The following is a 23,608-nucleotide window of genomic DNA, read 5'->3' on the forward strand; positions in this document are numbered from 1 at the left end:
GATGGCCGCGAAGAAGGACGACGAGCAGGGTTCGGCGTTCGACCGGCTCAAGGAGGAGGCAAGGTCGCACCTGAGCGCCCGTGCCCAGAGCCTCGCCGACAAGGCGGGCGAGAAGGTCACCGAACTGACCGGGAAACTCACCGACTCCGTCGACGGGCCGACCGGTCAGGCCGGCAAGCGCATCATGGAGGGCGAGTCGCCGGTCAAGGCGATGGCCGCCGAGAAGGCCAAGGACGTCAAGGACAAGGCCGTCGGCAAGGTCAAGGAGGCGTTCGGCGGCGGCACCGGTTCCACCGGCGACACCAAGGTCACCAACATCGTCGAGTCGATCGACATCCCGGTGCCGCTGCGGACGGTCTACGACCACTGGACGCAGTTCGAGGACTTCAGCTCGTTCATGAAGGGCGTCAAGTCGGTCACCCAGAACGAGGACGAGGAGACCGACTGGAAGGCCAAGGTCTTCCTCTCGGAGCGCAGTTGGACCGCCACCATCCAGGAACAGGTCCCCGACGACCGGATCGTCTGGACCTCGGAGGGGGACAAGGGCAGCACCGCCGGCGCCGTCACCTTCCACGAACTGGCGCCGCACCTGACCCGCGTGGTCGCCATCGTCGAGTACTACCCGGCGGGCTTCTTCGAGAAGACCGGCAACCTCTGGCGCGCCCAGGGCCGCCGGCTGCGCCTGGACCTCAAGCACTTCGCCCGCCACGTCACCCTCGGCCCGGACCCGGAGATCGAGGGCTGGCGCGGTGAGATCCGCGACGGCGAGGTGGTCCGCACCGACGAGGAGGCGCGGGAGGACGAGGAGTCCGAGGAGGAGTACGAGGACGGGTACGACGAGGACGAGGACGGCGAGGACGAGGACGGCGAGGACGAGGACGGCGAGGACGAGGACGGCGAGGACGAGGAGGACGGGGAGTACGACGAGGACGAGGAGGACGACGAGGACGACGGCTACGACGACGAGGACGACGAGGACGACGAGGACGACGAGGAGGAGAGGCGGTGAGTGGCGGCGCGGCCGGGCTCCAGAGCTGGGAGCAGACCGACGTGCTGCCGCACAACGGTCCCTCCTCGGGCAACCTCGCCGACATCCTCGAACGCGTCCTCGACAAAGGCATCGTCATCGCCGGCGACATCAAGATCGACCTGCTCGACATCGAACTGCTCACCATCCGCCTGCGGTTGTTCGTCTCCTCGGTCGACACCGCGAGGAAGGCGGGGATCGACTGGTGGGAGACCGACCCGGCCCTCTCCTCCCGCGCCAAACGCGACGCCCTCATGGAGGAGAACGCCTTCCTCCGCGGCCGTCTCAGGGAACTCGATCCGGGCGACGGCGAGGAGGACGGCGCGGCAGAACGGACGACCAGGTCCCCGAGTGAGAGGAGGGCCCCCGCATGACCTTCGCGACCTACGTCTACGCCGTCCGCCGGACCGGCGGCCCCGAGATCCACAGCCCCGGCCACGACGGCGGCGGACCGGTGCGGCTGCTGCCGCTCGGCTCGCTGACCGCCGTCGTGCAGGACGTGCCGGCCGCCGAGTTCACCGAGGAGGCGCTGCGGCAGCGGTTCACCGACCGCCTCGACCTGGAGCGGTGCGCCCGCACCCACCACCGGGTGGTCAGCGCCGCCGCGGCCGGTGCCGCCACCGTGCCGCTGCCGCTCGCCACCCTCTACGCCAATGACGTGCGCACCAAGGTCGTCCTGGAGGAGCACGCCGAGCGGCTGAGCGAGGCCCTGCACCGGGTCGCCGGGCACGTCGAGTGGGCGGTGAAGGTGCACCGCGACACCGCCGTGCCGGTCCTGGAGCCCGAGACGGACGCGAGCGCCCCGGGGGACCCGGCACCCGAGGAGCCCGCCACCGGCCGGGAGTACCTGGCGCGGGTCCGCGACCGCCGCGCCACCCGCGAACGGCGGCAGGAGAGTGCCCTGGACGCCGTCGACCTGGTCGACCGGGTGGTGCGCACCGTCGCCGTCGACTCCGTACGCAGGCCCCTGCACGGGGTGGAGCTGACCGGGCGGGACCGGCCGCAGGTGATGAACGGGGCCTACCTGGTGCCCCGGGACGACGAACGGCTGCTCACCGCGGCCCTCGACACCCTGCGGCAGGACCCCCGGCTGAGCGGCTTCGCCGTCGAGGCGTCCGGGCCGTGGGTGCCGTACTCCTTCGCCTCGGTCGCGCTGACGGAAGGGGCCGGCCGTGGCGGCGCCCCCGCGTGAGGTGGTCGACTGGGAGCACGTCCAGGCGCCGGTCGGGGTGCCGCTGGTCGACCTGCTCGACCGGGTGCTGGCCACCGGCGTGGTGATCAGCGGCGACCTGGTGATCGCCATCGCCGACGTGCCGCTGATCCGGCTCTCGCTGCACGCCCTGCTCGCCTCGGTCAGCGAACGCGTGCCCGCGCCCTGGGCCGACGGGGGGCCGCTGTGACCGGGACCCGGCTCGACATCGACCCGCAGCAGGCCGGGCGGGACCTGGCCGCGCTGGTGCTGACCGTGGTCGAACTCCTCCGCCAGCTGATGGAGCGCCAGGCGCTGCGCAGGCTCGACCTCGGCGACCTCGACGACGGGCAGGAGGAGGCCATCGGCACCACCCTCATGCTGCTCGACCGGCGGATGGACGAGCTCTGCGCCCAGCACGGCCTGCGCCGCGAGGACCTCAACCTCGACCTCGGCCCGCTCGGCACCCTGCTGCCGGACGGGGACTGATGGCGAAACGGGCTGTCACCAAGGGGAGTTGACCCGCACAATCAACGGGCCAGCAGCCCGCCAGGGCGCCGCCGTACGACCGAAGGACCCACCCGTGGCCCAGAACGACGCCCGCAAGGCCCACCTCTCCCTCCTCGACGACCACAGCCGGGGAGTGCTGGTCACCCTGAAGAAGGACGGCCGCCCCCAGCTCTCCAACGTCGACTTCACCTACGACCCGGCGACCGGTCTCATCCGCTTCTCCACGACCGACGGCCGCGCCAAGGTGCGCAACCTGCGCCGCGACCCGCGCGTCAGCCTCCACGTCACGACCCCTGACGGCGGCGCGTACGCGGTCTACGAGGGCACCGCCACCCTCTCCGCCACGGCCGCCGCCGAGGACGACGCGGCCGTGGCGGAGCTGGTCGACGTCTACCGCGCCGTCCAAGGCGAGCACCCCGACTGGGACGAGTACCGCCAGGTCATGGTCGAGGACGGCCGGCTGGTCGTCCGCTTCGCCGTCGACCACACCTACGGCTGGGTGCCCGGCGCCTGACCCGCCCGCCCCCACCGCCGCCTGAGGCACCCCCGGCTCAGACCCCGCCGACCGCCGTCAGCAGCGCCAGCGGGGTCGCCGCCACCCGGGACTCCCGGACACTGGCGTAGGGGTGCGGCACCGGCGCGGGGGAGTCGGACCGGTCGTACCCGGCTGCCACCGAGGGCAGGCCGCCGCCGGTCAGCGCGGCGGCCTCGGCGAAGGCCGCCGCCACCCGCCGGGCCTCGTCGTGCAGCCCGTACCGGGCCAGCCCCAGCGCGGCCAGCGCGTTGTCGTGCGGCCAGACCGCGCCCCGGTGGTAGCCGAGCGGGTGGTAGGCGGGCTGGCCCGCGGCCAGGGTGCGCACACCCCAGCCGGAGAAGAAGTCCGGCTCCAGCAGGCGGCGCCCGACCACCTCCCCGTACTCCTTGTCGAGCAGCCCGGACCAGAGCAGGTGCCCGGCGTCCGAGGCGAGGGCGTCGAGCGGGCGGCCGTCGGCGTCGAGGGCGAGCGCGGGGAAGCCCTGCGGCTCCAGCCAGAAGTCGCGCTGGAAGCGGTCCCGCAGATCGGCGGCGGCCTGGTCGCAGAGGTCGGCGTAGGGCACGTCAGCCCAGACGGTACGGGCCAGTTGGGCGGTACGGCGCAGCGCGTCGTACGCGTACCCCTGGGCGCCCGCCGAGGTGACCGCGCCCACCGGGCGGGAGCCGTCGGCGCGGCACAGGGCGCCGGGGGAGTCCTTCCAGTGGTGGTGGGCGTGGCCGCCCTCGTCGGCCCGGTGCAGCAGATAGCCGCTGGTGGCGAGTCCGCCGTGGTCCAGCATCCAGCCGACCGCCGCCCGGGCGTGCGGCTCCAGCCGCCGCGCGAGCGCCGCCTGTCCGGTCTGCTCGGTGTACGCGCCGAGCAGCACCAGGAAGAGCGGGGTGGCGTCGACCGAGCCGTAGTACCGCCCGTAGGGGACCTGGCCGAAGTGGGCCAGTTCACCGTGGCGCACCTCGTGGACGATCCGGCCGGGCCGGGCCGCCGGGTCGGCCGCGTCCGGGTCGTCCGGGGCCTGGGTCGCGGCGAGCGCCAGCAGGGTGGCCGCCGCCGGGGCCGCGCGGTAGGGCAGCACGAAGAGCGAGGCCAGCAGGGCGTCACGGCCGAAGAGCGCCGCGTACCAGGGGACACCGGCGCCCGGCACGAGCAGCGCCTCACCGTCGGGTCCCGCCGCCTCCACCTGGAGCAGGGCCAGCTCGGTCAGGCCCCGGTCGGCGGCGGCCGCGAGGGCCGGTTCGGAGGCGGGGAGCCGTACGCCCGCGCGGTACTCCTCGACGCTCCGTGCCCGCCGGGCCACCGCGTCGGCCACGGTGGCCGGGGGCGTCCGGGGCGCGGGCGCGTCACCGGGCAGCGCCTGGACGCGCACGGTCAGCACCGCCTCCCCGGCCGCGTCGGGGTCGAGCGTCCAGACCAGGCGCCGGGCACCGGTCCCGGTCTCCTCCACCGCCTCGGGGGCGGGCGTGGCGGTGATCCGCGTACGGGCCAGCCAGCCGCCCCGCCGGTAGCCGAACTCCACGCCGTCGTCCAGGAGTTCACGGCTGCGCTGGAGTGCGGCCTTGACGTAGGTGCGGTGGTCGGAGCGGAGCTCGAAGAGGTCGGCGAAGTCCGCGTCGACGGTGAGCGCGATCCGCAGCGGCGCCGCCGCCGGGGTGTTCCGCACCACCCGCAGCCGGTCGACGAGGCACCCGTCGCTCAGCGCCTGCTCCCGGAAGACGGTGTACGCGGGCGGCTCACCCGGCCCCGACCGGGGCGCCAGCACGCACCGCAGCGTCTCCTCGCCGGAGGCCGGGACCAGCACGTCCGGCGCGGCCCCGTCCAGCGCCAGCTGCCACCGGCTGAGGTGCCGCGCGTCCCGCACGAACAGCCCTTTCGGCACGGCCCCCCGGCCGGCCACCACCGCCTCCCCCTCCTCCCCGAGCGCGGCGAACGCGCCCCCGTGCACCAGCAGATGATGGTCCCGACCGTTCATGGCATGGCCCTCCCTTGACCCCGTGCCGACAAGTCTCAGACGTGGACCCCGGCCGTCCGCCGGTCCGCCCACCGCCCCGCGTGCCCCGCCGCCCGCACCACGGCGGCCGGCTCGCGCGCCGGCTCCTCGCTCAGCAGGTCCACGCAGAGCGCCGCCGTCCAGCTGAAGTCCCGCGCCCCGCAGCTCTCCTTGGTGTAGGGGTCGACGTACTCGGCGAAGCCGGAGGCGGCGGCGGTCTCCACCAGCGCCGCCCGCAGCCCGGCGGCCAGGCCCCGTTCGCCGTGGAGCCGCAGGCCCCGCTCCAGCAGCCAGTTGGTGTTGAACCAGGCCGGGCCCCGCCAGTAGCGGCGCGGGTCGAAGACGGGGCCGAGCAGGTCGTAGCTGGGGACGAGTTCCACCGGGCCGCCGAGGCCGAAGTGGGGGCCGCGCGCGGTGTGCACCAGGGCGTCCACCACCTGCGGCGGCAGGCCGGGCAGCAGCAGCGGGAGCAGCCCGCCGACCGCCCGCTCGGGGACGGGCGCGCCCTCGCCCCCGGGGCCGGCCGACAGGTCGCGACAGAGGAAGAGGCCCGCATCGGCGTCCCAGAGCCGGGCCACCAGGACCTCCGTCAGCCGGCCGGCGCGGGCCAGCCGCTCGGGCTCCGGCTCGCCCAGCTCGGCGGAGATCTCGGCGAGGGCCTGTTCGGAGGCGATCAGCAGGGCGTTGAAGGCGGGGTCCTCCACCGCGAACTCCGGCCCGTCCGCGCCGCCGGGGGCCTGGTCCGCGTAGCCGCCGTCCCGGTAGCGGACCGCGAGCCGGACGTACCGGCCGTAGTCCAGGTCGGTCGGGCGGTCGCTCACCGTGCCGTGGTCGAGGTCGGCGCGGCGGAAGGAGCGGGCCGGTGCCGGGGTGACGCGGGCGAGCGGCGCGTCCCAGCAGGGGCTGTTGTCCATGCCCTGCTCCCAGGGGTGGACCACCGAGGCGAGTCCGGCGCCGCCGAGATCGCGCCGCTCCAGCAGGTAGCGGTGCCAGGCGGCGAGCTGCGGCCGCAGCCGGGCGAGGAAGCCGCGGGCCCGGGAGAGCCCCGGGTCGGCCCGGTGGACGAGGAGCGCGGCGAGCGCGTGCACCGGCGGCTGGACGATCCCGGAGGTCTCCACCGCCTCGGGGGCGCCCGCGCCCCGGCCGTCGGCGGAGGAGCGCCAGAAGCCGGGGCCCGGGAAGTAGGCGCCGGCCGGGACCTCCGGGTTGAAGACGATGTGCGGCACCCGGCCGTCGCCCCACTGGGCCGCCAGCAGCGTCTCCAGTTCGATCTGGGCGCGCAGCGGCGAGAGGTGGCGCAGGCCGATGGCGATGAAGGCGGAGTCCCAGGACCACTGGTGGGGGTAGAGCCCGCGGGAGGGGACCGTGGAGGTGCCGGTCCAGTTGGCGTGCAGCACCCGGGCGGCGGCGGAGCGCAGCCGGGGCGCCGCCTCGGGCGCGGAGAACGGCGGAACCAGGGTGAGCGAGCCGGGGGTGACGTCGGTCACGCCAAGATCGGATGCAATCGTAGGCACACGCTCCGCTTCGGGCGCGGCGGTCTCGGCTGCCGGGTCGGCGGCGGTGCGGTCCACGCGTTCTCTCCCCTGGAGGGTCGTACGGACGCACCACTGCCCCCGTCGTGCGGCAGTGGGTACCGTAGGGTTACGTCTATTTAACACGCAAAACTCACTGTGTAATGCACAGTTGATGAGCGCAAGGGGGTAGGACATGTCGAGTTCGGCCGGAAAGGCCGGTCCCCGGGCCGGTGCGGGGGATCTGCTCGCCCTCGTCCGGAGCGGCCGGGCCACCACGCGCGGCGCCCTCCAGCAGGCCACCGGACTCTCCCGGGCCACCGTCGGCCACCGCCTCGACCGGCTCTTCCGCGCCGGGTGGCTGCGCGAGGGCCCGGCGGGTCCCGGCGGCTCCCCGCTCGGCGGACGCCCCTCCGTACGGCTGGAGTTCGACGACCGCCACGGCCTCGTCCTCGCCGCCGACCTGGAGACCCGGCACGCGCGCGCCGCTGTCCTCACCCTCGGCGGGGAACTCCTCGCCGAGCACACCGGCCCCCTCGACATCGCCGCCGGACCCGGCCCGGTCCTCGACACTCTCGGCCGCTGGTTCGCCGCCCTGCTCGTCCAGGCGCAGAGCCCCGCCGACGCCGTGTGTGGGATTGGTCTCGCCGTGCCCGGACCGGTCGTCCACGCCACCGGCCGGGTCGTCCAGCCGCCGATCATGCCGGGCTGGGACGGAGCCCCCCTCCCCGGTCTCCTCGGCGACGCCTTCCGCCACCACTGCGGCGCCCCGCCTCCGCCGGTCCTGGTCGACAACGACGCCAACCTCATGGCCTACGGCGAGCAGCGCCACGCCCACCGCGACTGCGCCGCCTTCGCCCTCGTCAAGGTCTCCACCGGGATCGGCGCGGGCGTCGTGGTGGACGGCGGGATCTTCCGGGGCGTCGACGGGGGCGCGGGCGACATCGGCCACATCCGGGTCCCCGCCGGACAGGGCGCCCGCTGCACCTGCGGGGCCCACGGCTGCCTCGCCGCCATCGCCAGCGGCCGGGCGCTCGCCGCACGGCTCACCGAGGCCGGGGTCCCGGCCGCCTCCGGCTCGGACGTCCGCGACCTCCTCGCCGCCGGCCACCCCGAGGCGTCCCGGCTGGCCCGCGAGGCCGGCCGGCACGTCGGGGAGGTCCTGGCCACCGTCGTCACCCTGCTCAACCCGGGCGTCCTGATGATCGCCGGCGACCTGGCCGGCACCGCCTTCCTCACCGGCGTCCGGGAACTCCTCTACGAACGGGCCCTGCCCCGCTCCACCGCCCACCTGGAGGTGGTCACCTCCCGGCTGGGGGAGCGGGCCGCCGTGCGCGGGGCCGGGGCGCTCGTCGTGGAGCACGTCTTCGCCCCGGAGCGCGTGGAGGAACGGCTGGCGGCCCTCTCCCTCTGAGGGGCCGGGCTCAGTCGCCCGCCGCCGCGGCCTCGACCAGTGCGTCGGCCGCCAGCAGGCCGAGGGCGTTGGTGGCCGGCGAGCCGCCCCCGGTGAGCAGCTTCCGGTCCTGGTGGGTCTGGCCGGTGATGTCGCTGTCGAGGATCGTCACGCCCTGCCGCGTCAGCCGGTCCGCGACGAGGGCCCCGGCAGGTACCCGATAAGGGGACGACGAGGAGGTCCCGCATGTCTCAGCCGTCCCCCCCGGACCTGGCAGGAGTACGACTTCGTCGTCGGCTCCGGAGCGGGCGGAGACCCGCTCGCCGCCGGCCTGGCCCTCGTCGGACACCGGGTGCTCGTGCTGGAGGCGGGCGGGGACCGGACGACTGCCCGTACCGCTCGGCCGCCCCGGGGCTGGGCGTGCCCGGACTGCGGGTCGTGGACGCCTCGGTCTTCCCCGGCATCCCGAGCCTGTTCATCGCCTCCGCCGCCCACCTCGTCGGCGAGAAGGCCGCCGAGGTCCTGCCGGCGGAACACCCGGCCGGACCCTGTCAGCCCGCGCTCATACGAGCGCGCCCGGCCTCCGCACCCGGATTGGCGCAAACCCGCGCCCCCGCACGGTCGTACGCACGGCACCCCGTGCCGAGAGTGCCGTTATGCGGTGCGAGCTGTTCGCCTGGCGTACGGAAGCGGTCCACATGGTGGCCGGAACCCCCGGGGGAGGGCGTGATTCTCGCCACCCCTGATCGCGCCTCTGCTCAGATGAGCGCGAATGGCGGGCCTGCACTTGTCAAAGGGTGGCACTGGGTGCCAATGCTCGATCATTTTTGAGCCGAACGTCAATGTTGCCGAGCGTGACCGAACCGCACACGGAGTCTCACGTTCCGCCTTCATCCGTTCGACTCTTGAACGCGGATTCTTGATCCGCACTCCCTTGCGATCACTTTCGATCTGCTGGCAGACGGGTGGCGGCAGCCCCATGACGCGCAAGTGGACGTACCGAGGAGCCTTCGATCTGGGTATGTTCCTCGCCGTCAGGGCAGCCAGTCCGCGAGGAGTCGAATCCCGTGTCGGAATCGAAGAACACAGAACCCGCCGTAGCGAACGCCGGTGCCGAGCAGGCGCACGCGCAGAAGTTCGTCTACGACTTCACCGAGGGCAACCGCGACCTCAAGGACCTCCTCGGCGGCAAGGGGGCCAACCTCGCCGAGATGACCAACCTGGGTCTGCCCGTCCCTCCGGGCTTCACCATCACCACCGAGGCGTGCAAGACGTACCTCGACAGCGGTGACGAGCCCAAGGAGCTCCGCGACGAGGTGAGTGCGCACCTCGACGCCCTGGAGCGGACCATGGGCAAGAAGCTCGGCCAGGCCGACGACCCGCTGCTGGTCTCGGTGCGCTCCGGCGCCAAGTTCTCGATGCCGGGCATGATGGACACCGTCCTCAACATCGGCCTCTCCGACAAGTCCGTGAAGGGCCTCGCCGCGCAGTCCGGCGACGAGCGCTTCGCCTGGGACTCGTACCGGCGCCTCATCCAGATGTTCGGCAAGACCGTCCTCGACGTCGACGGCGACCTCTTCGAAGAGGCCCTGGACGCGGCGAAGAAGGCCAAGAAGGTCACGGTCGACACCGACCTGGACGCGGCCGAGCTGAAGAAGCTCGTCACCAAGTTCAAGAAGATCGTCAAGGCCGAGGCCGGGCGCGACTTCCCGCAGGACCCGCGCGAGCAGATGGACCTGGCCATAAAGGCCGTCTTCGAGTCGTGGAACGGCGACCGCGCCAAGCTCTACCGCCGCCAGGAGCGCATCCCGCACGACCTGGGCACCGCGGTCAACATCTGCTCCATGGTCTTCGGCAACCTCGGCCCCGACTCCGGCACCGGCGTCGCCTTCACCCGCGACCCCGCCAGCGGCCACCAGGGCGTCTACGGCGACTACCTCCAGAACGCCCAGGGCGAGGACGTCGTCGCCGGCATCCGCAACACCGTGCCGCTCGCCGAGCTGGAGTCGATCGACAAGAAGTCGTACGACCAGCTCATGGAGATCATGGAGACGCTGGAGACCCACTACAAGGATCTCTGCGACATCGAGTTCACCATCGAGCGCGGCCAGCTCTGGATGCTCCAGACCCGCGTCGGCAAGCGCACCGCCGGTGCCGCCTTCCGCATCGCCACCCAGCTCGTCGACCAGGGCCTCATCGACGAGGCCGAGGCGCTCCAGCGGGTCAACGGCGCACAGCTGGCCCAGCTGATGTTCCCCCGCTTCGACGAGACCACCTCCGTCGAGACCATCGGCCGGGGCATCGCCGCCTCGCCCGGCGCCGCCGTCGGCAAGGCCGTCTTCGACTCGTACACCGCCATCAAGTGGTCGCGTTCCGGCGAGAAGGTCATCCTGATCCGCCGGGAGACCAACCCGGACGACCTGGACGGCATGATCGCCGCCGAGGGCATCCTCACCTCGCGCGGCGGCAAGACCTCGCACGCCGCCGTCGTCGCCCGCGGCATGGGCAAGACCTGTGTCTGCGGCGCCGAGGACCTGGAGGTCGACACCAAGCAGCGCCGGATGACCGCGCCGGGCGGCCTCGTCGTCGAGGAGGGCGATGTCGTCTCCATCGACGGCTCCAGCGGCAAGGTGTACCTCGGTGAGGTGCCCGTCGTGCCCTCGCCCGTGGTCGAGTACTTCGAGGGCCGCATGCACGCCGGCGCCGACGACGCCGACGAACTCGTCGCCGCCGTCCACCGGATCATGGCCTACGCCGACCGCGTCCGCCGCCTGCGGGTGCGCGCCAACGCCGACAACGCCGAGGACGCCCTGCGCGCCCGCCGCTTCGGCGCCCAGGGCATCGGCCTGTGCCGTACCGAGCACATGTTCCTCGGCGAGCGCCGCGAGATGGTCGAGAAGCTGATCCTCGCCGACACCGACGCCGAGCGGGAGACCGCGCTGGAGCAGCTGCTGCCGCTCCAGAGGAAGGACTTCGTCGAGCTGTTCGAGGCGATGGACGGCCTGCCCGTCACCGTCCGCCTCCTCGACCCGCCGCTCCACGAGTTCCTGCCCGACATCACCGAGCTGTCGGTCCGCGTGGCCCTCGCCGAGTCCCGCCAGGACGCCAACGAGAACGACCTGCGGCTGCTCCAGGCCGTCCACCGCCTGCACGAGCAGAACCCGATGCTCGGCCTGCGCGGCGTCCGTCTCGGCCTGGTCATCCCCGGCCTGTTCACCATGCAGGTCCGCGCCATCGCCGAGGCCGCCGCCGAGCGGAAGAAGGCCAACGGCGACCCGCGCGCCGAGATCATGATCCCGCTGGTCGGCACCGTCCAGGAGCTGGAGCTGGTCCGCGACGACGCCGAGCAGGTCCTCGCCGAGGTGCAGAGGGAGACCGGCGTCGACCTGAAGCTGGCGCTCGGCACCATGATCGAGCTGCCCCGCGCCGCGCTGACCGCCGGCCAGATCGCCGAGGCCGCCGAGTTCTTCTCCTTCGGCACCAACGACCTCACCCAGACCGTGTGGGGCTTCTCCCGGGACGACGTGGAGGCCAGCTTCTTCACCGCCTACCTGGAGAAGGGCATCTTCGGGGTCTCGCCCTTCGAGACCATCGACAAGGACGGCGTCGGCAAGCTCGTCCGCGACGCCGTCGAGGCCGGCCGGGCCACCCGCCCCGACCTCAAGCTCGGCGTCTGCGGTGAGCACGGCGGCGACCCGGAGTCGGTTCACTTCTTCCACGAGGTCGGACTCGACTACGTCTCCTGCTCGCCGTTCCGCATCCCGGTCGCCCGGCTGGAGGCCGGCCGTGCCTCGGCCGCCTCGAAGGGCAGCGACAGCCGCTGACCCGCGACCTCCGGAGCCGCCCGCACGCCAGCCCCTGACCCTCACCGGCGTGCACCGCGGAAGGTTCCGGTTCCACCCTGGCCCGGACCCGGCGTCACCCTTGTGCGGGGGAGCGCCGGGCCCGGTCCGGTGACAGAGCCCCTGGGTCCCGCTTCACGAGGGCGGGCCCCAGGGGCGCTGTGGTGTTCCGGACCGGCAGGGGGCGTACGCCGTCTCGGCCCATGGGCTCCCGACGGGCCGCGCGCGCCTCCCGGATAGGGTCATGCCCATGCCTGACATAGCCCTGACCAGCATCATCCTGCTCTGCGTGGCCGCGCTGGCCGCCGGCTGGATCGACGCCGTGGTCGGCGGCGGCGGGCTGCTCCTGCTGCCCGCGCTGCTCCTGGGGCTCCCCGCCAACACCCCCGCCGCCTTCGCCCTCGGCACCAACAAGGCCGTCGCCATCGTCGGCACCACCGGGGCCGCCGTCACCTACGCCCGCCGCGCCCCCGTGGACGTCCGCACCGCCGTCCGGATCGGGCTGGCCGCGCTGGCCGGCTCCACCGGCGGCGCCTTCTTCGCGGCGGGGATGAGCACCGAGGTGCTCAAGCCGGTGATCATGGTGGTGCTGCTCGCCGTCGCCGCCTTCGTCATCCTCAAGCCCGCCTTCGGCACCACCGCGCCCCCGCCGGGCCCGGTCTCGCGGCGCCGCACCCTCGCCGCGATCGGCCTCGTCGGCCTCGGCATCGGCTTCTACGACGGGCTGATCGGCCCCGGCACCGGCACCTTCCTGGTGCTGGCGCTGACCGCCGTCCTCCACCTGAACCTGGTCACCGCCTCCGCCACCGCGAAGATCGTCAACTGCTGCACCAACGCCGGGGCGCTCGCCATGTTCGCCTGGCAGGGCACCGTGTTCTGGCAGCTCGCCGTGGTGATGGCCGTCTTCAACCTCGCCGGCGCCACCCTCGGCGCCCGCACCGCCCTCAAGCGCGGCAGCGGCTTCGTCCGGATCGTCCTGCTGGTCGTCGTCCTCGCCCTCGTCGCCAACATGGCGTACGAACAGTGGATCGCCTGACCGCAGTGCCCGTCACCTGATCCCGCGCGCCAGCAGCCACAGCCCGAGGCAGAAGAAGAACCAGCTCCCGGCGCCGACCGCCAGGCTGACCGCCCTGCGCCGCGACAGCCCCGCCGCCCCGGCCGCGCGGACCGGACGCCGGGCGGGCCCGGTCAGAGCCCGCCGCCGCGCGTGTGGCGGTGCAGCAGCCAGGTGCCGCCGACGGCGGCCAGCCCCAGCGCCGCCACCCCGGCCGTGACCTGCACCGGGTCGGTGCCCAGCGCCGAGTCGACGCCCGCCACGGAACCCTGGGTCACCTTCTCGCCCGCGGCGTCCGCCGGTTCGCCCCCGGGCCCCGAGCGCCCCTCGGACCGCTCGCCCGGCAGCAACTCCTCCCGCTCCCCGGCGTCCTCCTCGCCCAACGAGGTGAGCGTCACCACCAGATCGGCCGCCACCACCTCCCCCTGCGGGCAGCGCGCCACGATCTCGTACGTCCCCGGGACCGCCGAGCGCGGCACCCGGAAGGTGCCCCGCGCCTCCTCGCCCTCCGCGTCCGGCGCCAGGCTGAACCGCCCCGCGCCGACCGCGCCCGCGTCGCCCGTGACGGTCCCGCCGCCCTGGCCCTCCTCCTGGCACGCGCCGGTCATCAGGGTGACCGCGGCGCCGGGCGCCACCTGGCGGGGCTCGACGGCCGCCCGCCCGCCGCCCCCCGCGTCGGCGTACGCGGCCGGGGCGGCGGACAGGGCGAGACCGGCACCGAGGGCGGCGGCCGCTCGGACCGTACCGGTCAGCAGACGGGCAGTACGCATGGTGCTCCTTAGCCACAGACGACAGCGGCACGCGGGTGCCGCCGGGGCGCGTCCCCGCTACCGAGGTAAAGCCGCACCGCCGCGCACCGCCTGTCGGACACCTCGTCACAGCCCCGCGCCCGCCCACCCGGCTGACGCCGCGTCGGCCGCGTCGGCGCAGGTCACAGCAGGTGTACCCGCGACCGGCGGCACCTTCCCCCGACCCGCCGGTGAACGGGTGACCCGCACCCCCGACCGGCCCAACCCCCTCGCCCGCCCCTCGCCCGACGTACCGTGAGCGCGACACTCAGCCCGAGGAAAGGGAATCGAGATGACCGCCCCCGAGGAGCCCACGCCCCCGTCCGCGCTCGTCGTCGTCACGACCGTCGACACCCCCGACCGGGCCGAGACCCTGGCCGCCGGAGCCGTAGCAGCCCGTCTCGCCGCCTGCGTACAGATCGTCGGCCCCGTGACCTCGGTCTACCGCTGGCAGGGCGCGGTCGAGAACGCCCGTGAATGGCAGCTCCATCTCAAGACCGCCGAGCGGCGCTACCCGGCCCTGGAGGAGTGGCTGCTGCGCCACCACGACTACGACACCCCGGAGATCCTCGCCACCCCCGTCACCGGCAGCCCCGCCTACCTCCGCTGGATCGCCGAGGAGACGGCCCCTGACGCCGGGTGATAACCCCGTGCGGGCCGCCCCGCCCGCACGCCAGACTCCCCGCATGACGCCACGCCTGACCCGCCTCAACCCCGACGCCCTGCACCCGACCCCCGGCTACCACCACGTCACCGTGGCCGAGGCGGGCCGCACCGCCCACCTGGCCGGACAGTGCCCCCTCGACCACGAGGGCAACCTCGTCGGCCCCGGCTCCCTCTCCACCCAGACCGACCAGGTGGTCGCCAACGCCCTCACCGCCCTGGCCGCCGCCGGCGCCGGCCCCCACGACGTCGTCCGCGCGGTGGTCTACGTACGCAGCGACGAGCGGGCCGACCTCTCGGCCACCTGGACGCGGCTCATGGACTCCGCCCTGGCTCCCGCCCTCACCGGTGCCGCGACCCTCCTGGGCGTCGCTCAACTGGGCTTCGCGGGGCAGCTCGTGGAGCTCGACCTGACGGCGGCGCTGCCGGACGGGGGCTGAGGGCGGCACTCCGTGGCCGCCCAGCTCTCCCAGACGGCCCTCAGCCCCGCCTCGACCGGCGGAGCCACCCGGTCGAGCAGTCTGACCTGCGCCCCTGGCCCCGCCAGCTCCATCCGGGAGGGATGGGCCGGTCCGGGCGGCCGGACGCCCAGCGAGGTGACCGAGCCGATCACCCGGTGGGGGCCGAGCACGCCGGGCAGTTCGCGCAGCTCCGGGTCGAGCAGGTCGAGGTCCTCCACGAGGAGTTCAGCGCCCTCGTGCCGGGCCCTGGTCAGCGCCCGTACCGCCCCACCACGTTCCCCGGAACGGCCCAGGACCAGCAGGTCCCGCCAGAGCATGCGCCCGCCCGCCGCCACCTCCACCTCCGTCACGCGCTCCACCCTGGCACCCGAGGAGATCACGAACGGGGCTCCTGACCAGAGGAGTTCACCGCCCTCGGCGATCTCCACCCGGGCCCGCCACCGGGAGGCCCCGCCCCGATGGTCGTAGGCGACCAGGCCGGAGGGCTCCACCAGCTCCAGCCGCGCGCCCGGGCCGACCGTGATCCGCAGGTCCAGGGTGTCCCCGGCCAGCAGCCCCGCCCGGGTCGAGACCAGGGCGACGCGGACCCGGTCGGGCGGGGAGCACAGCGGCCGGGGTGCCAGGAACGCGCCGGGGCTCAGCTCGGCGGCCACCTGCCGCCCGGCCGCGTCGCACACCGCTTTGACCAGGGTGGGGCGGGTCTCCTCGCCGGTCGGGTCGGGCCCCGTCATGCGTGACGGTGCGGAGCCATGGGGCCCGGGTCGGTGGGCACATGGACGCCCGCGCGGTGGCGTACCAGCAGAGCCCGTACCCAGTCGGCGAGTTCGGCGACCGAGGCCGGGTCCTTGCGGGAGAGGGCCAGGACCGGGAGCCCGTCGCGGGCCGCCTCGGCGTCGGCGACCATGGCGGCCACGTCGACCTCGACGTGCGGGGCCAGATCCGTCTTGTTGACGATCAGCAGGTCGGCGCCGGTGATGCCGGGGCCGCCCTTGCGGGCCACGTCCCCGCCGCCCGCGACGTCGATGCAGAAGAGCTGGGCGTCGGCGAGGGCCGGGCTGAAGGTCGCGGTGAGGTTGTCGCCGCCGCTCTCCACCAGGACCAGGTCGAGCGGCCCGTACGCCTCCTCCAGGTCCTCGACCGCGTCGAGGTTGGCGGTGACGTCGTCGCGGATCGCGGTGTGCGGGCAGGCGCCCGTCTCCACGGCGCGGATGCGCTCGGTCGGCAGGACCCCGGCGGAGCGCAGGAAGCGGGCGTCCTCGTCGGTGTAGATGTCGTTGGTGACGACGGCCATCGACAGCTCGGAGGCCAGCGCCCGGCAGAGCGCCGCCAGGATGGAGCTCTTCCCGGTGCCGACGGGGCCGGCGACCCCCAGCCGCAGCGCGCGCGGCCGGCCGGTGTGGTGGGTGTGCGGACGGTTCTCGTGGTCAGGCAAGGAAGAGTCTCCGTTCTCGTCGTGCGTGGTCCAGCGCCCACTGTTCGGTGAGCGGGGCCGCGCGGGCGGGCAGGCCGTCCGGGGTCCGGACGGCGAGGGCCAGTTCCACCGCCGCCTCGGCGTCGGGCCGGGCGGCGAGGAGCCAGGCGACCGAGTCGAGCGGGTCGCCGGGCAGGAGTTTGAGCGCGGCGGCCGCGACGGTCTGGAGCTCGTCGTGGACCACCGCGTGGGCCAGTTCGGCCGCCGTCACCCCCATCACCGCGCCGAGCGCGCCGAAGGCCACCGGGCGAAGCGGGCGGGAGCCCAGCCCCGCCAGGGCGGTGACCGCCGGGTGGTCCGGGGCCAGCCGCCGAGCCAGCCGGTGTACGCCCCGGCCGAGGGTGGCCGAGACCTCGCGCTGCGGCGCCGCCGGCATCCGCGCGGCCAGCGCCCGCTGCACGGGCTCGTACGCCACCGGCGTCCGGTGCGCCGCGCGCAGCGCGAGGACGGCGCCGGCCGCCTCGGTGGCCGCCGTGGTGCGCAGCCGGGCCCGCAGCAGCGCCGGGACGCGGTCGCGGGTCAGCCCGGCGGCGACGGCGGGTTCGAGCCCGGCGCTGTAGGTGTGGCCACCGACCGGCAGGCGCCCGTCGCCGAGCAGCAGGGCGGCGAGGGCACCCATCAGAAGAGGCTGTACCGCTGTGCCAGCGGCAGGGTGGTGGCGGGAGCCGGTACGACGGGCTCTCCGTCGATGCTGATGGCGAAGGTCTCCGGGTCGACGTCGATCGACGGGAGCGCGGTGTTGTTCGGCAGGTCCGCCTTGGTGAGGTGCCGGGTCGGCCGGACCGGCACCAACTCCCGGGCGAGGCCGAGGCGTTCGGCGAGCCCGTCGTCCAGGGCGGCCGGGGCGACGAAGCTCACCGACAGGTGGGCCCCGGCTCCGGCGGCCGCGGTGGGGCGCAGCAGTACCGGCTGGGTGGTGGGGATGGCGGCGTTGGCGTCGCCGAGCGGCGCGTACACCACCATGCCGCCCTTGAGGACCGCGGCGGGGCGGATGCCGAAGAAGGCCGGGTCCCACAGGACCAGGTCCGCGAGTTTGCCGGGTTCCACCGAGCCCACCACGTGGTCGATGCCGTGCGCGACGGCCGGGCAGATCGTGTACTTGGCGACGTAGCGGCGGGCCCGTTCGTTGTCGGCGGGCAGCGAGCCGCCGAGGCCGCCGAAGCGCTGCTTCATCGTGTGGGCGACCTGCCAGGTGCGGCAGACGACCTCGCCGATCCGGCCCATCGCCTGGGCGTCGGAGGAGGTGATGGAGAGGGCGCCGAGGTCGTGGAGGACGTCCTCGGCGGCGATGGTGGTGGCGCGGATGCGCGACTCGGCGAAGGCGAGGTCCTCGGGGACGCGCGGGTTGAGGTGGTGGCAGACCATCAGCATGTCGAGGTGTTCGGCGACGGTGTTGACGGTGTGCGGCAGCGTCGGATTGGTGGAGGCGGGCAGGATGTGCGGCTGGGCGGCGACGGTGATGATGTCGGGTGCGTGTCCGCCGCCCGCCCCCTCGGCGTGGAAGACGTGGATGCCCCGCCCGGCGATGGCGTCGAGGGTCCCTTCCACGTAGCCGGTCTCGTTGAGACTGTCGGCATGGAGCGCGACCTGGAGGCCGTACGTGTCGGCGGCGCGCAGGGCGGCGTCGATGGCGGCCGGGGTGGCGCCCCAGTCCTCGTGGACCTTGTAGCCGCCGGCGCCGCCGAGCGCGGCCTCGGCCAGCGCCTGTTCGCAGACGGTGGAGCCCTTGCCGAAGAGCATGACGTTGAGCGGCAGGGCGTCCAGCGAGCGGTGCATCATCGCCAGGTTCCACGGCCCCGGGGTCACGGTGGTCGCCTTGGACGCCTCGGTGGCGCCGGTGCCGCCGCCGATCACGGTGGTGGTGCCGGTGGCGAGCGCCTCGTGCAGGGTCTGCGGCATCAGGAAGTGGACGTGGGTGTCGACGGCCCCGGCCGTGAGGATGCGTCCTTCGCCGGAGACGACGTCGGTGCCGGGGCCGATCACCAGCTCCGGGTGGACCCCGTCGCTGATGTCCGGGTTGCCCGCGCGGCCCAGCGCGACGATCCGCCCGGCGCGGACACCGACGTCGGCCTTGACGACGCCCCAGTGGTCGAGGACGAGGGCGTTGGTGACGACCAGGTCGAGGGCGCCGTCGGCGCGCGAGGTGGTGGCCTGGGCCATCGACTCGCGCAGGGACTTGCCGCCACCGAAGACGGCCTCGTCGCCGCCGAAGCAGCGGTCCTCCTCGACCTCGATCCACAGATCGGTGTCGGCGAGGCGGACGCGGTCTCCGGTGGTGGGTCCGTAGAGCGCCGCGTAGGCGGCACGGGTCAGCCGGGCCATGTCAGGTTCCCTCCGTCGGCAGGGGGCGGGTGGACGGGGCCAGCACCGTCGGGGCCACGGCGGGTGCCCCGGGCGTCAGGAGGGCGGTGGGCCCGGCCGCGCCGGTGCCGGGCGCGGGAGGTTCCGGCCGGGCGGCGCGCACGAGGATGCCGGGGACGTGCCGCCGGCCGCCGAGCGCCACCAGGGGGACGTCGACACCGACTCCCGGCTCGAAGCGCAGCGAGGTGCCGGAAGGAATGTCGAGGCGGAATCCCTCGGCCGCGGAACGGTCGAAGGAAAGCGCTGCATTCGCGTCGGGGAAATGCAGGTGCGAGCCGACCTGAATAGGGCGGTCGCCGTCGTTCACCACGGAAATCAGCATCGTGGAAAGAGTCGCGTTGAGTATCAGTTCGCCGGGCCCGGTCCGGGTCTCGCCGGGGATCACGGGATCGGCGAGGTGATCGTGACGAGCTTGCGCCCGTCCGGGAAGGTCGCCTCGACCTGGACGTCGTGCAGCATCTCCGGGACGCCTTCCAGCACGTCAGCGCGGGTGAGGACGGAACGGCCCGTCGTCATCAGCTCGCTGACCGAGGCGCCTTCCCTGGCCCGTTCCACGGCCCAGCAGGAGAGCAGTGCGACCGCCTCGGGGTAATTGAGGAGAACGCCGCGTTCACGCCGGTCGCGTGCCACCATTCCGGCGACGCTCAGCAGCAGTTTCTCCGTGTCGGACGGAGTGAGAAACATGGGAAACCTCCGTGGCGGCGGCACTCCCCGGAATTCCCGGATTCGCCCCGGCCACGGTCCTCTTATAAGCCCCCGAAGAGCGTGCTGGCAACTTCCGTCGCACCGCAAAAAGTCCCTTTCTGGGGTTAGCTACCCCTATATACGGGCAAATCAGGCAAACTTTGCACCAAAGTCAGCTGCCCGGCCGGCCCCGCCGCCCTTGCAGCACCCCCGCCAGCAGCAGCACCAGCACCCCCGCGAAGGGCACCACCAGCAGCCCCGCCCGCAGGCTCGCCGCGTCGGCGACCAGGCCGACCAGGGGCGGGGAGAGCAGGAAACCGAGACGCATCAGCCAGGAGACCAGGGCGAGACCCGTTCCGGGCTTGAGCCCCGGCAGTTCGTCGGCCTCGTGCATCGCCGCCGGGACCAGCGTGGCCACGCCGAACCCGGCCGCCGCGAAGCCGAGGATCGTCCCCGGCACGGTCGGGAAGGCCAGGGCGAGGCCCATCCCCGCCGCCGTGACGAGCCCTCCGGCGCGGGCCACCGCGCGCTGGCCGAACCGGTCGACCAGCCGGTCCCCGAGGATGCGGCCGACGAACTGGGCCCCGACCAGGGCGATGAAGCCGAAGGCGGCCAGCGCCACCGAGGCGTGCAGCGGTCCCGAGAGGTAGAGCGCCGCCCAGGAACTGCCGGCGTCCTCGACCAGCGTGCCCGCGGTCGCGATGAGGACCAGCGCGGCCAGTACCCAGGCCGTACGGCGGCCCGGGACGACCGTCTTCCCCCGCCCTTCGGCGGGCGCGTCGGCCACCGCATCGAGGGGGGAGTCGGTGTCCGGGCCCGGCAGGCAGAACCGCAGGGCGCCGAAGGCGGCGGCGGTGCACACCGTGCCGGAGACGGCCAGGTGCTGCCCCGGCGGCAGGCCGAGCGCGAGGGCTCCGGCGGCCATGGCCCCGCCGGTGACGGCGCCGATGGACCAGACGGCGTGGAAGGAGTTGATGACCGAGCGCCCGTACCTCCGCTGCACCCGCAACCCGTGGGCGTTCTGCGCCACGTCGGTGATGGCGTCCATCGCCCCGGCGAGGAAGAGCGCGGTGGCGAACAGGCCGACCGTGCCGGAGAATCCGGCGGCGACGATCCCCACGGCCGTCAGCAGCGTCCCGGCCGCCGCCGCCCGCGCCGACCCCAGCCGCCGGATGACCACCCCGGCCGCGAGCCCCGCCGCGACCGCCCCCGCCGGGAACGCGGCCACGGCCAGCCCGTACCCCGCGTTCCCGATGCCGAGGGCCTCCTTGATCTGCGGATACCGCGGCAGGAGATTGGCGAAGAGCGCGCCGTTGGTGAAGAAGAGCACGGCGACGGCCACCCGCGCCCGCCGGACGGCCACGGGGGGCCGGGTCGCTACGTCGACAGTCATGCGCGGGAGCCTATAACCGGGAGTGTACGAACGTACATTCCTCGGCTCGGTTCGCGATGGACCGGGCCGGGCCGGCCGGAGCGGTCAGACGATGCCACCGTTGGCGCGCACCACCTGGCCGTTGACCCAGTGCCCGGCCGGGGAGGCGAGGAGAGCGACCACCTCGGCGATGTCCTCGGGGGTGCCCAGGCGTTCCAGCGGCGGCTGCGCCGCCAGCCGCGCCAGGTCTCCTCGTCCTGCGCCCGGCGGCGTTCACCACCCCCCCCACATCTCCGGCATCACCCTCACCGCCCAGGCCCGCTACGCGGCCGGGACGCGCGAGATCCTGGAGGACTGGCTGAAGGGTGCGCCGATCCGCGAGGAACACCTCATCGTCGACGGCGGCCGCCTCGCCGGAACGGGAGCCGCCTCGTGCACGGCCGGTGAGAAGGCGGAAGAAAAGAACCGAACCGCACCCGGACAACCGGCACGGGGAGATCGGCCCGGTGAATTCCGGCCGTGCGGTCCGAACCACCGGTGGCGCTTTTCCGCGACAAGCGCCACCGACGACTGTCCGCCCGCTGTCGCGCTCACTCCCGCCGGTGCACCGACACCGCGTACGCCCCGCCGTCGTACGGCTCCCGGTCCCAGGTGGCGTACCGCGCCTCAAGGACCAGCCCCGCCGCCGCGGCGTGCGCGTCGTACGCCTCCAGGGTGTACCCCCGGTCCAGCGAGAACCCCGCCACCAGCCGTCCGCCCCCCGGCCGCGCGTGCCGGGCCACCCCGGCGACCAGCGCGGCCTCGGTCCCGGGCGCGGTGAACAGCGGCACGTTGCCCGCCATCACCACCACGTCGAAGGACCGCCCGAGATCGAGCCCGGCCAGATCGCTCCGGTGCCACACGAGCCCGGGCGCGAGGCGCCGCGCGGTCGCCAGCATCGACGCGTCGAGATCCACCCCCACCACCTCGACCCCGTGCCGCGCCAGCTCCACCGCCACCCGCCCCGTCCCGCACCCGGCGTCGAGCACACTGCCCGGCCCGAGCGACCGCACCAGCTCCGCCTCTCCGTGCACGTCCCCGCCCCCGGCGGCGATCTCGTCGAACCGGGCCTGATACGCGTCGCCGTTCCACACCATGGGGGAACTGTGGCACAGGCCGTGTCAGGGGCGCTCGGCGCCGACCCCCGCCACGAGGGCGTGCGCCCGGGTCGCCGTGTGGGTGAGGCTGATCAGCCAGGAGTGGACGCCCGCCGCCTGGGCGAGTGCCGCCGCGCGGCCCGTCAGCAGCAGGGAGGGCTTGCCCTCCGGGGCCCGCCGGACCTCGATCTCGGTGAGGGCCGCGCCGGAGAGGCCGGTGCCCAGGGCTTTCAGGACCGCTTCCTTCGCCGCGAACCGGACCGCGTACCGCTCCGCGGAGTCGTCGCAGATCTCGCAGTAGGCCCGCTCCGCCTCGGTGAACGCCTTGGTGCGGAAGCGTGGTTGCCGGATCAGGGTGGCGCGCATGTCGGCCACGTCCACCAGGTCCGTCCCCACGCACAGGACCGGCCTGCCGACCAGGCTTTGCGACCACACCGTCTGGGCCCTCACCGCGCGTTCCCGTCTCCTTGCTGCCCGACTGCCCTCAGGCTAGGGTGCCTGCCGCCGGCCCAGAATGCACGAGAGAGCGAGAAGCCCCCGCTATGAGTGTGCGGTTCACGATCGAGGCACATCCCAGCCCGGTGAGTCGCGCCCGCCGCGCCGAGATCCTCCAGGACCCGAAGTTCGGGCAGTACTTCACCGATCACATGGCGCGCGTCGTGTGGACGGAGGACGACGGCTGGGGCGACGCGGCCATCGTGCCGCTCGCCCCCGTCCCCCTGCACCCGGCCGCCGCCGTCCTGCACTACGCGCAGGAGATCTTCGAGGGCATGAAGGCGTACCGCCACCCGGACGGCTCGGTGTGGACCTTCCGGCCCGAGGCCAACGCCGAACGCTTCGCCCGCTCCGCCCGCCGTCTGGCCCTGCCCGAGCTGCCCGCCGACGTCTTCCTGGAATCCGTCACCCAGCTGGTGCGCGCGGACCGCGACTGGGTGCCCGGCGAGGGCGAACAGAGCCTGTACCTGCGGCCGTTCATGTTTGCCTCCGAGGCGTTCCTCGGGGTGCGGCCCGCGGCCGAGGTGACGTACATGGTCATCGCCTCGCCGGTCGGCCCCTACTTCTCCGGCGGCGTGCAGCCCGTCTCCATCTGGCTTTCCGACCGGTACACCCGGGCCGGGCGGGGCGGCACCGGCGCCGCCAAGTGCGGCGGCAACTACGCGGCCAGTCTCGCGCCGATGCGGGAGGCGGCGGAGCACGGCTGCGACCAGGTCTGCTTCCTGGACGCCACCGAAGGGCGGTACGTCGAGGAACTCGGCGGTATGAACCTGTACTTCGTCACCCGCGACGGCCGGCTCGTCACCCCGGAGCTGGGCACCATCCTGGAGGGCGTGACCCGCGCCTCCGTCATCACCCTCGCCAAGGACCTCGGCCTCGACATCGAGGAGCGCCGGGTCGACATCGGGGAGTGGCAGGAGGGCGCCCGGACCGGTGAGATCCGCGAGGTGTTCGCCTGCGGCACCGGCGCCGTCGTCACCCCCGTCGGTCGCCTCGTCTGGGAGGGCGGAGAGGTGACCGCCCCGGACACCGCCGCCGAGGACTCGGTCACCATGAGGCTCCGCCGACGCCTGGTGGACCTCCAGTTCGGGCGCGCCGAGGACCCGTACGGGTGGATGCGGCGCCTGGTCTGAGC

The 23,608-nt window shown here is 74.0% G+C and carries 25 protein-coding genes and 2 pseudogenes; 13 read left to right on the top strand and 14 right to left on the bottom strand.

Annotation, left to right across the window (positions count from 1 at the left end; translation table 11 throughout):
- Position 1: 1 nt before the first annotated feature.
- From OIM89_RS21900 to OIM89_RS21925, 6 genes are all read left to right on the top strand, one after another.
- Positions 2-1,009, top strand: coding sequence for an SRPBCC family protein (locus OIM89_RS21900; RefSeq protein WP_264491559.1), 1,008 nt, complete (start codon positions 2-4; stop codon positions 1,007-1,009).
- Entirely contained in the window at positions 1,006-1,401 is a 396-nt protein-coding gene (locus OIM89_RS21905) for a gas vesicle protein (protein WP_030696271.1), read from the top strand. The genes OIM89_RS21900 and OIM89_RS21905 overlap by 4 nt, the downstream gene beginning before the upstream one ends.
- Entirely contained in the window at positions 1,398-2,219 is an 822-nt protein-coding gene (locus OIM89_RS21910) for a GvpL/GvpF family gas vesicle protein (RefSeq protein WP_264491560.1), read from the top strand. Before OIM89_RS21905 ends, OIM89_RS21910 begins: the two co-directional genes overlap by 4 nt.
- On the top strand, positions 2,200-2,427 hold the full coding sequence (locus OIM89_RS21915) for a gas vesicle protein (protein WP_264491561.1): 228 nt from the start codon (positions 2,200-2,202) through the stop codon (positions 2,425-2,427). The genes OIM89_RS21910 and OIM89_RS21915 overlap by 20 nt, the downstream gene beginning before the upstream one ends.
- Entirely contained in the window at positions 2,424-2,705 is a 282-nt protein-coding gene (locus OIM89_RS21920; protein ID WP_030696273.1) for a gas vesicle protein K, read from the top strand. Before OIM89_RS21915 ends, OIM89_RS21920 begins: the two co-directional genes overlap by 4 nt.
- Positions 2,706-2,799: 94 nt before the next feature.
- Positions 2,800-3,240 (top strand): PPOX class F420-dependent oxidoreductase, encoded by a 441-nt coding sequence (locus OIM89_RS21925; protein ID WP_030696274.1) that lies wholly within the window; start codon positions 2,800-2,802, stop codon positions 3,238-3,240.
- A 37-nt stretch (positions 3,241-3,277) separates the two neighbouring features.
- Here the strand turns inward: OIM89_RS21925 and OIM89_RS21930 are convergent, their stop codons facing one another.
- Both OIM89_RS21930 and OIM89_RS21935 read right to left on the bottom strand, forming a co-directional pair.
- On the bottom strand, positions 3,278-5,224 hold the full coding sequence (locus tag OIM89_RS21930; RefSeq protein WP_047465427.1) for a glycogen debranching N-terminal domain-containing protein: 1,947 nt from the start codon (positions 5,222-5,224) through the stop codon (positions 3,278-3,280).
- Positions 5,225-5,259: 35 nt separating this feature from the next.
- Positions 5,260-6,813: an MGH1-like glycoside hydrolase domain-containing protein gene (locus tag OIM89_RS21935; protein WP_264491562.1), complete on the bottom strand. Its 1,554-nt coding sequence runs from the start codon at positions 6,811-6,813 to the stop codon at positions 5,260-5,262.
- 136 nt (positions 6,814-6,949) lie between these two features.
- On the opposite strand from OIM89_RS21935, the gene OIM89_RS21940 reads away from it, so the two are divergent.
- Positions 6,950-8,167 carry an ROK family protein gene (locus tag OIM89_RS21940; protein ID WP_264491563.1) on the top strand — a complete coding sequence of 406 codons (1,218 nt, stop codon included), beginning with the start codon at positions 6,950-6,952 and terminating at the stop codon, positions 8,165-8,167.
- Between the two features lie 10 nt (positions 8,168-8,177).
- Here the strand turns inward: OIM89_RS21940 and OIM89_RS21945 are convergent, their stop codons facing one another.
- A complete protein-coding gene (locus tag OIM89_RS21945) occupies positions 8,178-8,318 on the bottom strand; it encodes a hypothetical protein (RefSeq protein WP_264491564.1) in 141 nt (46 codons plus the stop codon).
- 895 nt (positions 8,319-9,213) lie between these two features.
- Here OIM89_RS21945 and ppdK point away from each other — a divergent pair.
- Together ppdK and OIM89_RS21955 are read left to right on the top strand one after the other, a co-directional pair.
- A complete protein-coding gene (gene ppdK / locus OIM89_RS21950; protein WP_030696279.1) occupies positions 9,214-11,970 on the top strand; it encodes a pyruvate, phosphate dikinase in 2,757 nt (918 codons plus the stop codon).
- A 268-nt stretch (positions 11,971-12,238) separates the two neighbouring features.
- The gene (locus OIM89_RS21955) at positions 12,239-13,024 is read left to right on the top strand and encodes a sulfite exporter TauE/SafE family protein (protein ID WP_226965189.1); all 786 of its coding nucleotides are present in this window, start codon (positions 12,239-12,241) and stop codon (positions 13,022-13,024) included.
- Positions 13,025-13,176: 152 nt separating this feature from the next.
- Here the strand turns inward: OIM89_RS21955 and OIM89_RS21960 are convergent, their stop codons facing one another.
- Positions 13,177-13,812 carry a hypothetical protein gene (locus tag OIM89_RS21960; RefSeq protein WP_030696280.1) on the bottom strand — a complete coding sequence of 212 codons (636 nt, stop codon included), beginning with the start codon at positions 13,810-13,812 and terminating at the stop codon, positions 13,177-13,179.
- A 310-nt stretch (positions 13,813-14,122) separates the two neighbouring features.
- On the opposite strand from OIM89_RS21960, the gene cutA reads away from it, so the two are divergent.
- Both cutA and OIM89_RS21970 read left to right on the top strand, forming a co-directional pair.
- On the top strand, positions 14,123-14,473 hold the full coding sequence (gene cutA, locus OIM89_RS21965) for a divalent-cation tolerance protein CutA (protein WP_264491565.1): 351 nt from the start codon (positions 14,123-14,125) through the stop codon (positions 14,471-14,473).
- Positions 14,474-14,516: 43 nt separating this feature from the next.
- Positions 14,517-14,933 carry a RidA family protein gene (locus OIM89_RS21970; protein ID WP_030696282.1) on the top strand — a complete coding sequence of 139 codons (417 nt, stop codon included), beginning with the start codon at positions 14,517-14,519 and terminating at the stop codon, positions 14,931-14,933.
- Here the strand turns inward: OIM89_RS21970 and OIM89_RS21975 are convergent.
- From OIM89_RS21975 to OIM89_RS22010, 8 genes and pseudogenes are all read right to left on the bottom strand, one after another.
- Positions 14,867-15,685: an urease accessory protein UreD gene (locus OIM89_RS21975; protein WP_264491566.1), complete on the bottom strand. Its 819-nt coding sequence runs from the start codon at positions 15,683-15,685 to the stop codon at positions 14,867-14,869. The two genes, OIM89_RS21970 and OIM89_RS21975, sit on opposite strands and share 67 nt — an antisense overlap.
- Positions 15,682-16,386 (bottom strand): urease accessory protein UreG, encoded by a 705-nt coding sequence (ureG, locus tag OIM89_RS21980; protein WP_030696284.1) that lies wholly within the window; start codon positions 16,384-16,386, stop codon positions 15,682-15,684. Before ureG ends, OIM89_RS21975 begins: the two co-directional genes overlap by 4 nt.
- On the bottom strand, positions 16,379-17,044 hold the full coding sequence (locus OIM89_RS21985) for an urease accessory protein UreF (protein WP_030696285.1): 666 nt from the start codon (positions 17,042-17,044) through the stop codon (positions 16,379-16,381). The genes ureG and OIM89_RS21985 overlap by 8 nt, the downstream gene beginning before the upstream one ends.
- Positions 17,044-18,747 carry an urease subunit alpha gene (locus OIM89_RS21990; protein ID WP_175458818.1) on the bottom strand — a complete coding sequence of 568 codons (1,704 nt, stop codon included), beginning with the start codon at positions 18,745-18,747 and terminating at the stop codon, positions 17,044-17,046. The genes OIM89_RS21985 and OIM89_RS21990 overlap by 1 nt, the downstream gene beginning before the upstream one ends.
- Position 18,748: 1 nt before the next feature.
- Entirely contained in the window at positions 18,749-19,171 is a 423-nt protein-coding gene (ureB, locus tag OIM89_RS21995) for an urease subunit beta (protein ID WP_217466465.1), read from the bottom strand.
- Positions 19,168-19,470: an urease subunit gamma gene (locus tag OIM89_RS22000; protein WP_030696288.1), complete on the bottom strand. Its 303-nt coding sequence runs from the start codon at positions 19,468-19,470 to the stop codon at positions 19,168-19,170. Before OIM89_RS22000 ends, ureB begins: the two co-directional genes overlap by 4 nt.
- A gap of 172 nt (positions 19,471-19,642) precedes the next feature.
- Positions 19,643-20,863 carry an MFS transporter gene (locus tag OIM89_RS22005; RefSeq protein ID WP_226965186.1) on the bottom strand — a complete coding sequence of 407 codons (1,221 nt, stop codon included), beginning with the start codon at positions 20,861-20,863 and terminating at the stop codon, positions 19,643-19,645.
- Positions 20,864-20,947: 84 nt separating this feature from the next.
- Positions 20,948-21,088: pseudogene (locus OIM89_RS22010) on the bottom strand (SDR family oxidoreductase); the annotation flags it as partial.
- A gap of 37 nt (positions 21,089-21,125) precedes the next feature.
- On the opposite strand from OIM89_RS22010, the pseudogene OIM89_RS22015 reads away from it, so the two are divergent.
- Positions 21,126-21,308, top strand: a pseudogene (locus OIM89_RS22015) (NAD-dependent formate dehydrogenase); the annotation flags it as partial.
- 124 nt (positions 21,309-21,432) lie between these two features.
- Here the strand turns inward: OIM89_RS22015 and OIM89_RS22020 are convergent.
- Positions 21,433-21,978, bottom strand: a complete 546-nt coding sequence (locus tag OIM89_RS22020; RefSeq protein WP_264491567.1) for a class I SAM-dependent methyltransferase — start codon at positions 21,976-21,978, stop codon at positions 21,433-21,435.
- 24 nt (positions 21,979-22,002) lie between these two features.
- Positions 22,003-22,428, bottom strand: coding sequence for a holo-ACP synthase (locus tag OIM89_RS22025; RefSeq protein ID WP_195731068.1), 426 nt, complete (start codon positions 22,426-22,428; stop codon positions 22,003-22,005).
- Positions 22,429-22,520: 92 nt separating this feature from the next.
- Here OIM89_RS22025 and OIM89_RS22030 point away from each other — a divergent pair, with 92 nt between their 5' ends.
- On the top strand, positions 22,521-23,606 hold the full coding sequence (locus OIM89_RS22030) for a branched-chain amino acid aminotransferase (RefSeq protein ID WP_030696292.1): 1,086 nt from the start codon (positions 22,521-22,523) through the stop codon (positions 23,604-23,606).
- Positions 23,607-23,608: the final 2 nt, after the last annotated feature.

The organism is Streptomyces sp. BI87 (genome assembly GCF_025957665.1).
GTDB lineage: Bacteria > Actinomycetota > Actinomycetes > Streptomycetales > Streptomycetaceae > Streptomyces > Streptomyces albidoflavus.

Excerpts from the sequence above, each read along its gene's own strand:
- OIM89_RS22000 (WP_030696288.1), bottom strand. The coding sequence starts at position 19,470 with ATGTTTCTCACTCCGTCCGACACGGAGAAACTGCTGCTGAGCGTCGCC.
- OIM89_RS21970 (WP_030696282.1), top strand. The coding sequence starts at position 14,517 with ATGACGCCACGCCTGACCCGCCTCAACCCCGACGCCCTGCACCCGACC.
- OIM89_RS21910 (WP_264491560.1), top strand. The coding sequence starts at position 1,398 with ATGACCTTCGCGACCTACGTCTACGCCGTCCGCCGGACCGGCGGCCCC.
- OIM89_RS21930 (WP_047465427.1), bottom strand. The coding sequence starts at position 5,224 with ATGAACGGTCGGGACCATCATCTGCTGGTGCACGGGGGCGCGTTCGCC.
- OIM89_RS21985 (WP_030696285.1), bottom strand. The coding sequence starts at position 17,044 with ATGGGTGCCCTCGCCGCCCTGCTGCTCGGCGACGGGCGCCTGCCGGTC.
- OIM89_RS22005 (WP_226965186.1), bottom strand. The coding sequence starts at position 20,863 with ATGACTGTCGACGTAGCGACCCGGCCCCCCGTGGCCGTCCGGCGGGCG.
- OIM89_RS21975 (WP_264491566.1), bottom strand. The coding sequence starts at position 15,685 with ATGACGGGGCCCGACCCGACCGGCGAGGAGACCCGCCCCACCCTGGTC.
- cutA (WP_264491565.1), top strand. The coding sequence starts at position 14,123 with ATGACCGCCCCCGAGGAGCCCACGCCCCCGTCCGCGCTCGTCGTCGTC.
- OIM89_RS22020 (WP_264491567.1), bottom strand. The coding sequence starts at position 21,978 with ATGGTGTGGAACGGCGACGCGTATCAGGCCCGGTTCGACGAGATCGCC.
- OIM89_RS21955 (WP_226965189.1), top strand. The coding sequence starts at position 12,239 with ATGCCTGACATAGCCCTGACCAGCATCATCCTGCTCTGCGTGGCCGCG.
- OIM89_RS21900 (WP_264491559.1), top strand. The coding sequence starts at position 2 with ATGGCCGCGAAGAAGGACGACGAGCAGGGTTCGGCGTTCGACCGGCTC.
- OIM89_RS21960 (WP_030696280.1), bottom strand. The coding sequence starts at position 13,812 with ATGCGTACTGCCCGTCTGCTGACCGGTACGGTCCGAGCGGCCGCCGCC.
- OIM89_RS21990 (WP_175458818.1), bottom strand. The coding sequence starts at position 18,747 with ATGGCCCGGCTGACCCGTGCCGCCTACGCGGCGCTCTACGGACCCACC.
- OIM89_RS22030 (WP_030696292.1), top strand. The coding sequence starts at position 22,521 with ATGAGTGTGCGGTTCACGATCGAGGCACATCCCAGCCCGGTGAGTCGC.
- OIM89_RS21940 (WP_264491563.1), top strand. The coding sequence starts at position 6,950 with ATGTCGAGTTCGGCCGGAAAGGCCGGTCCCCGGGCCGGTGCGGGGGAT.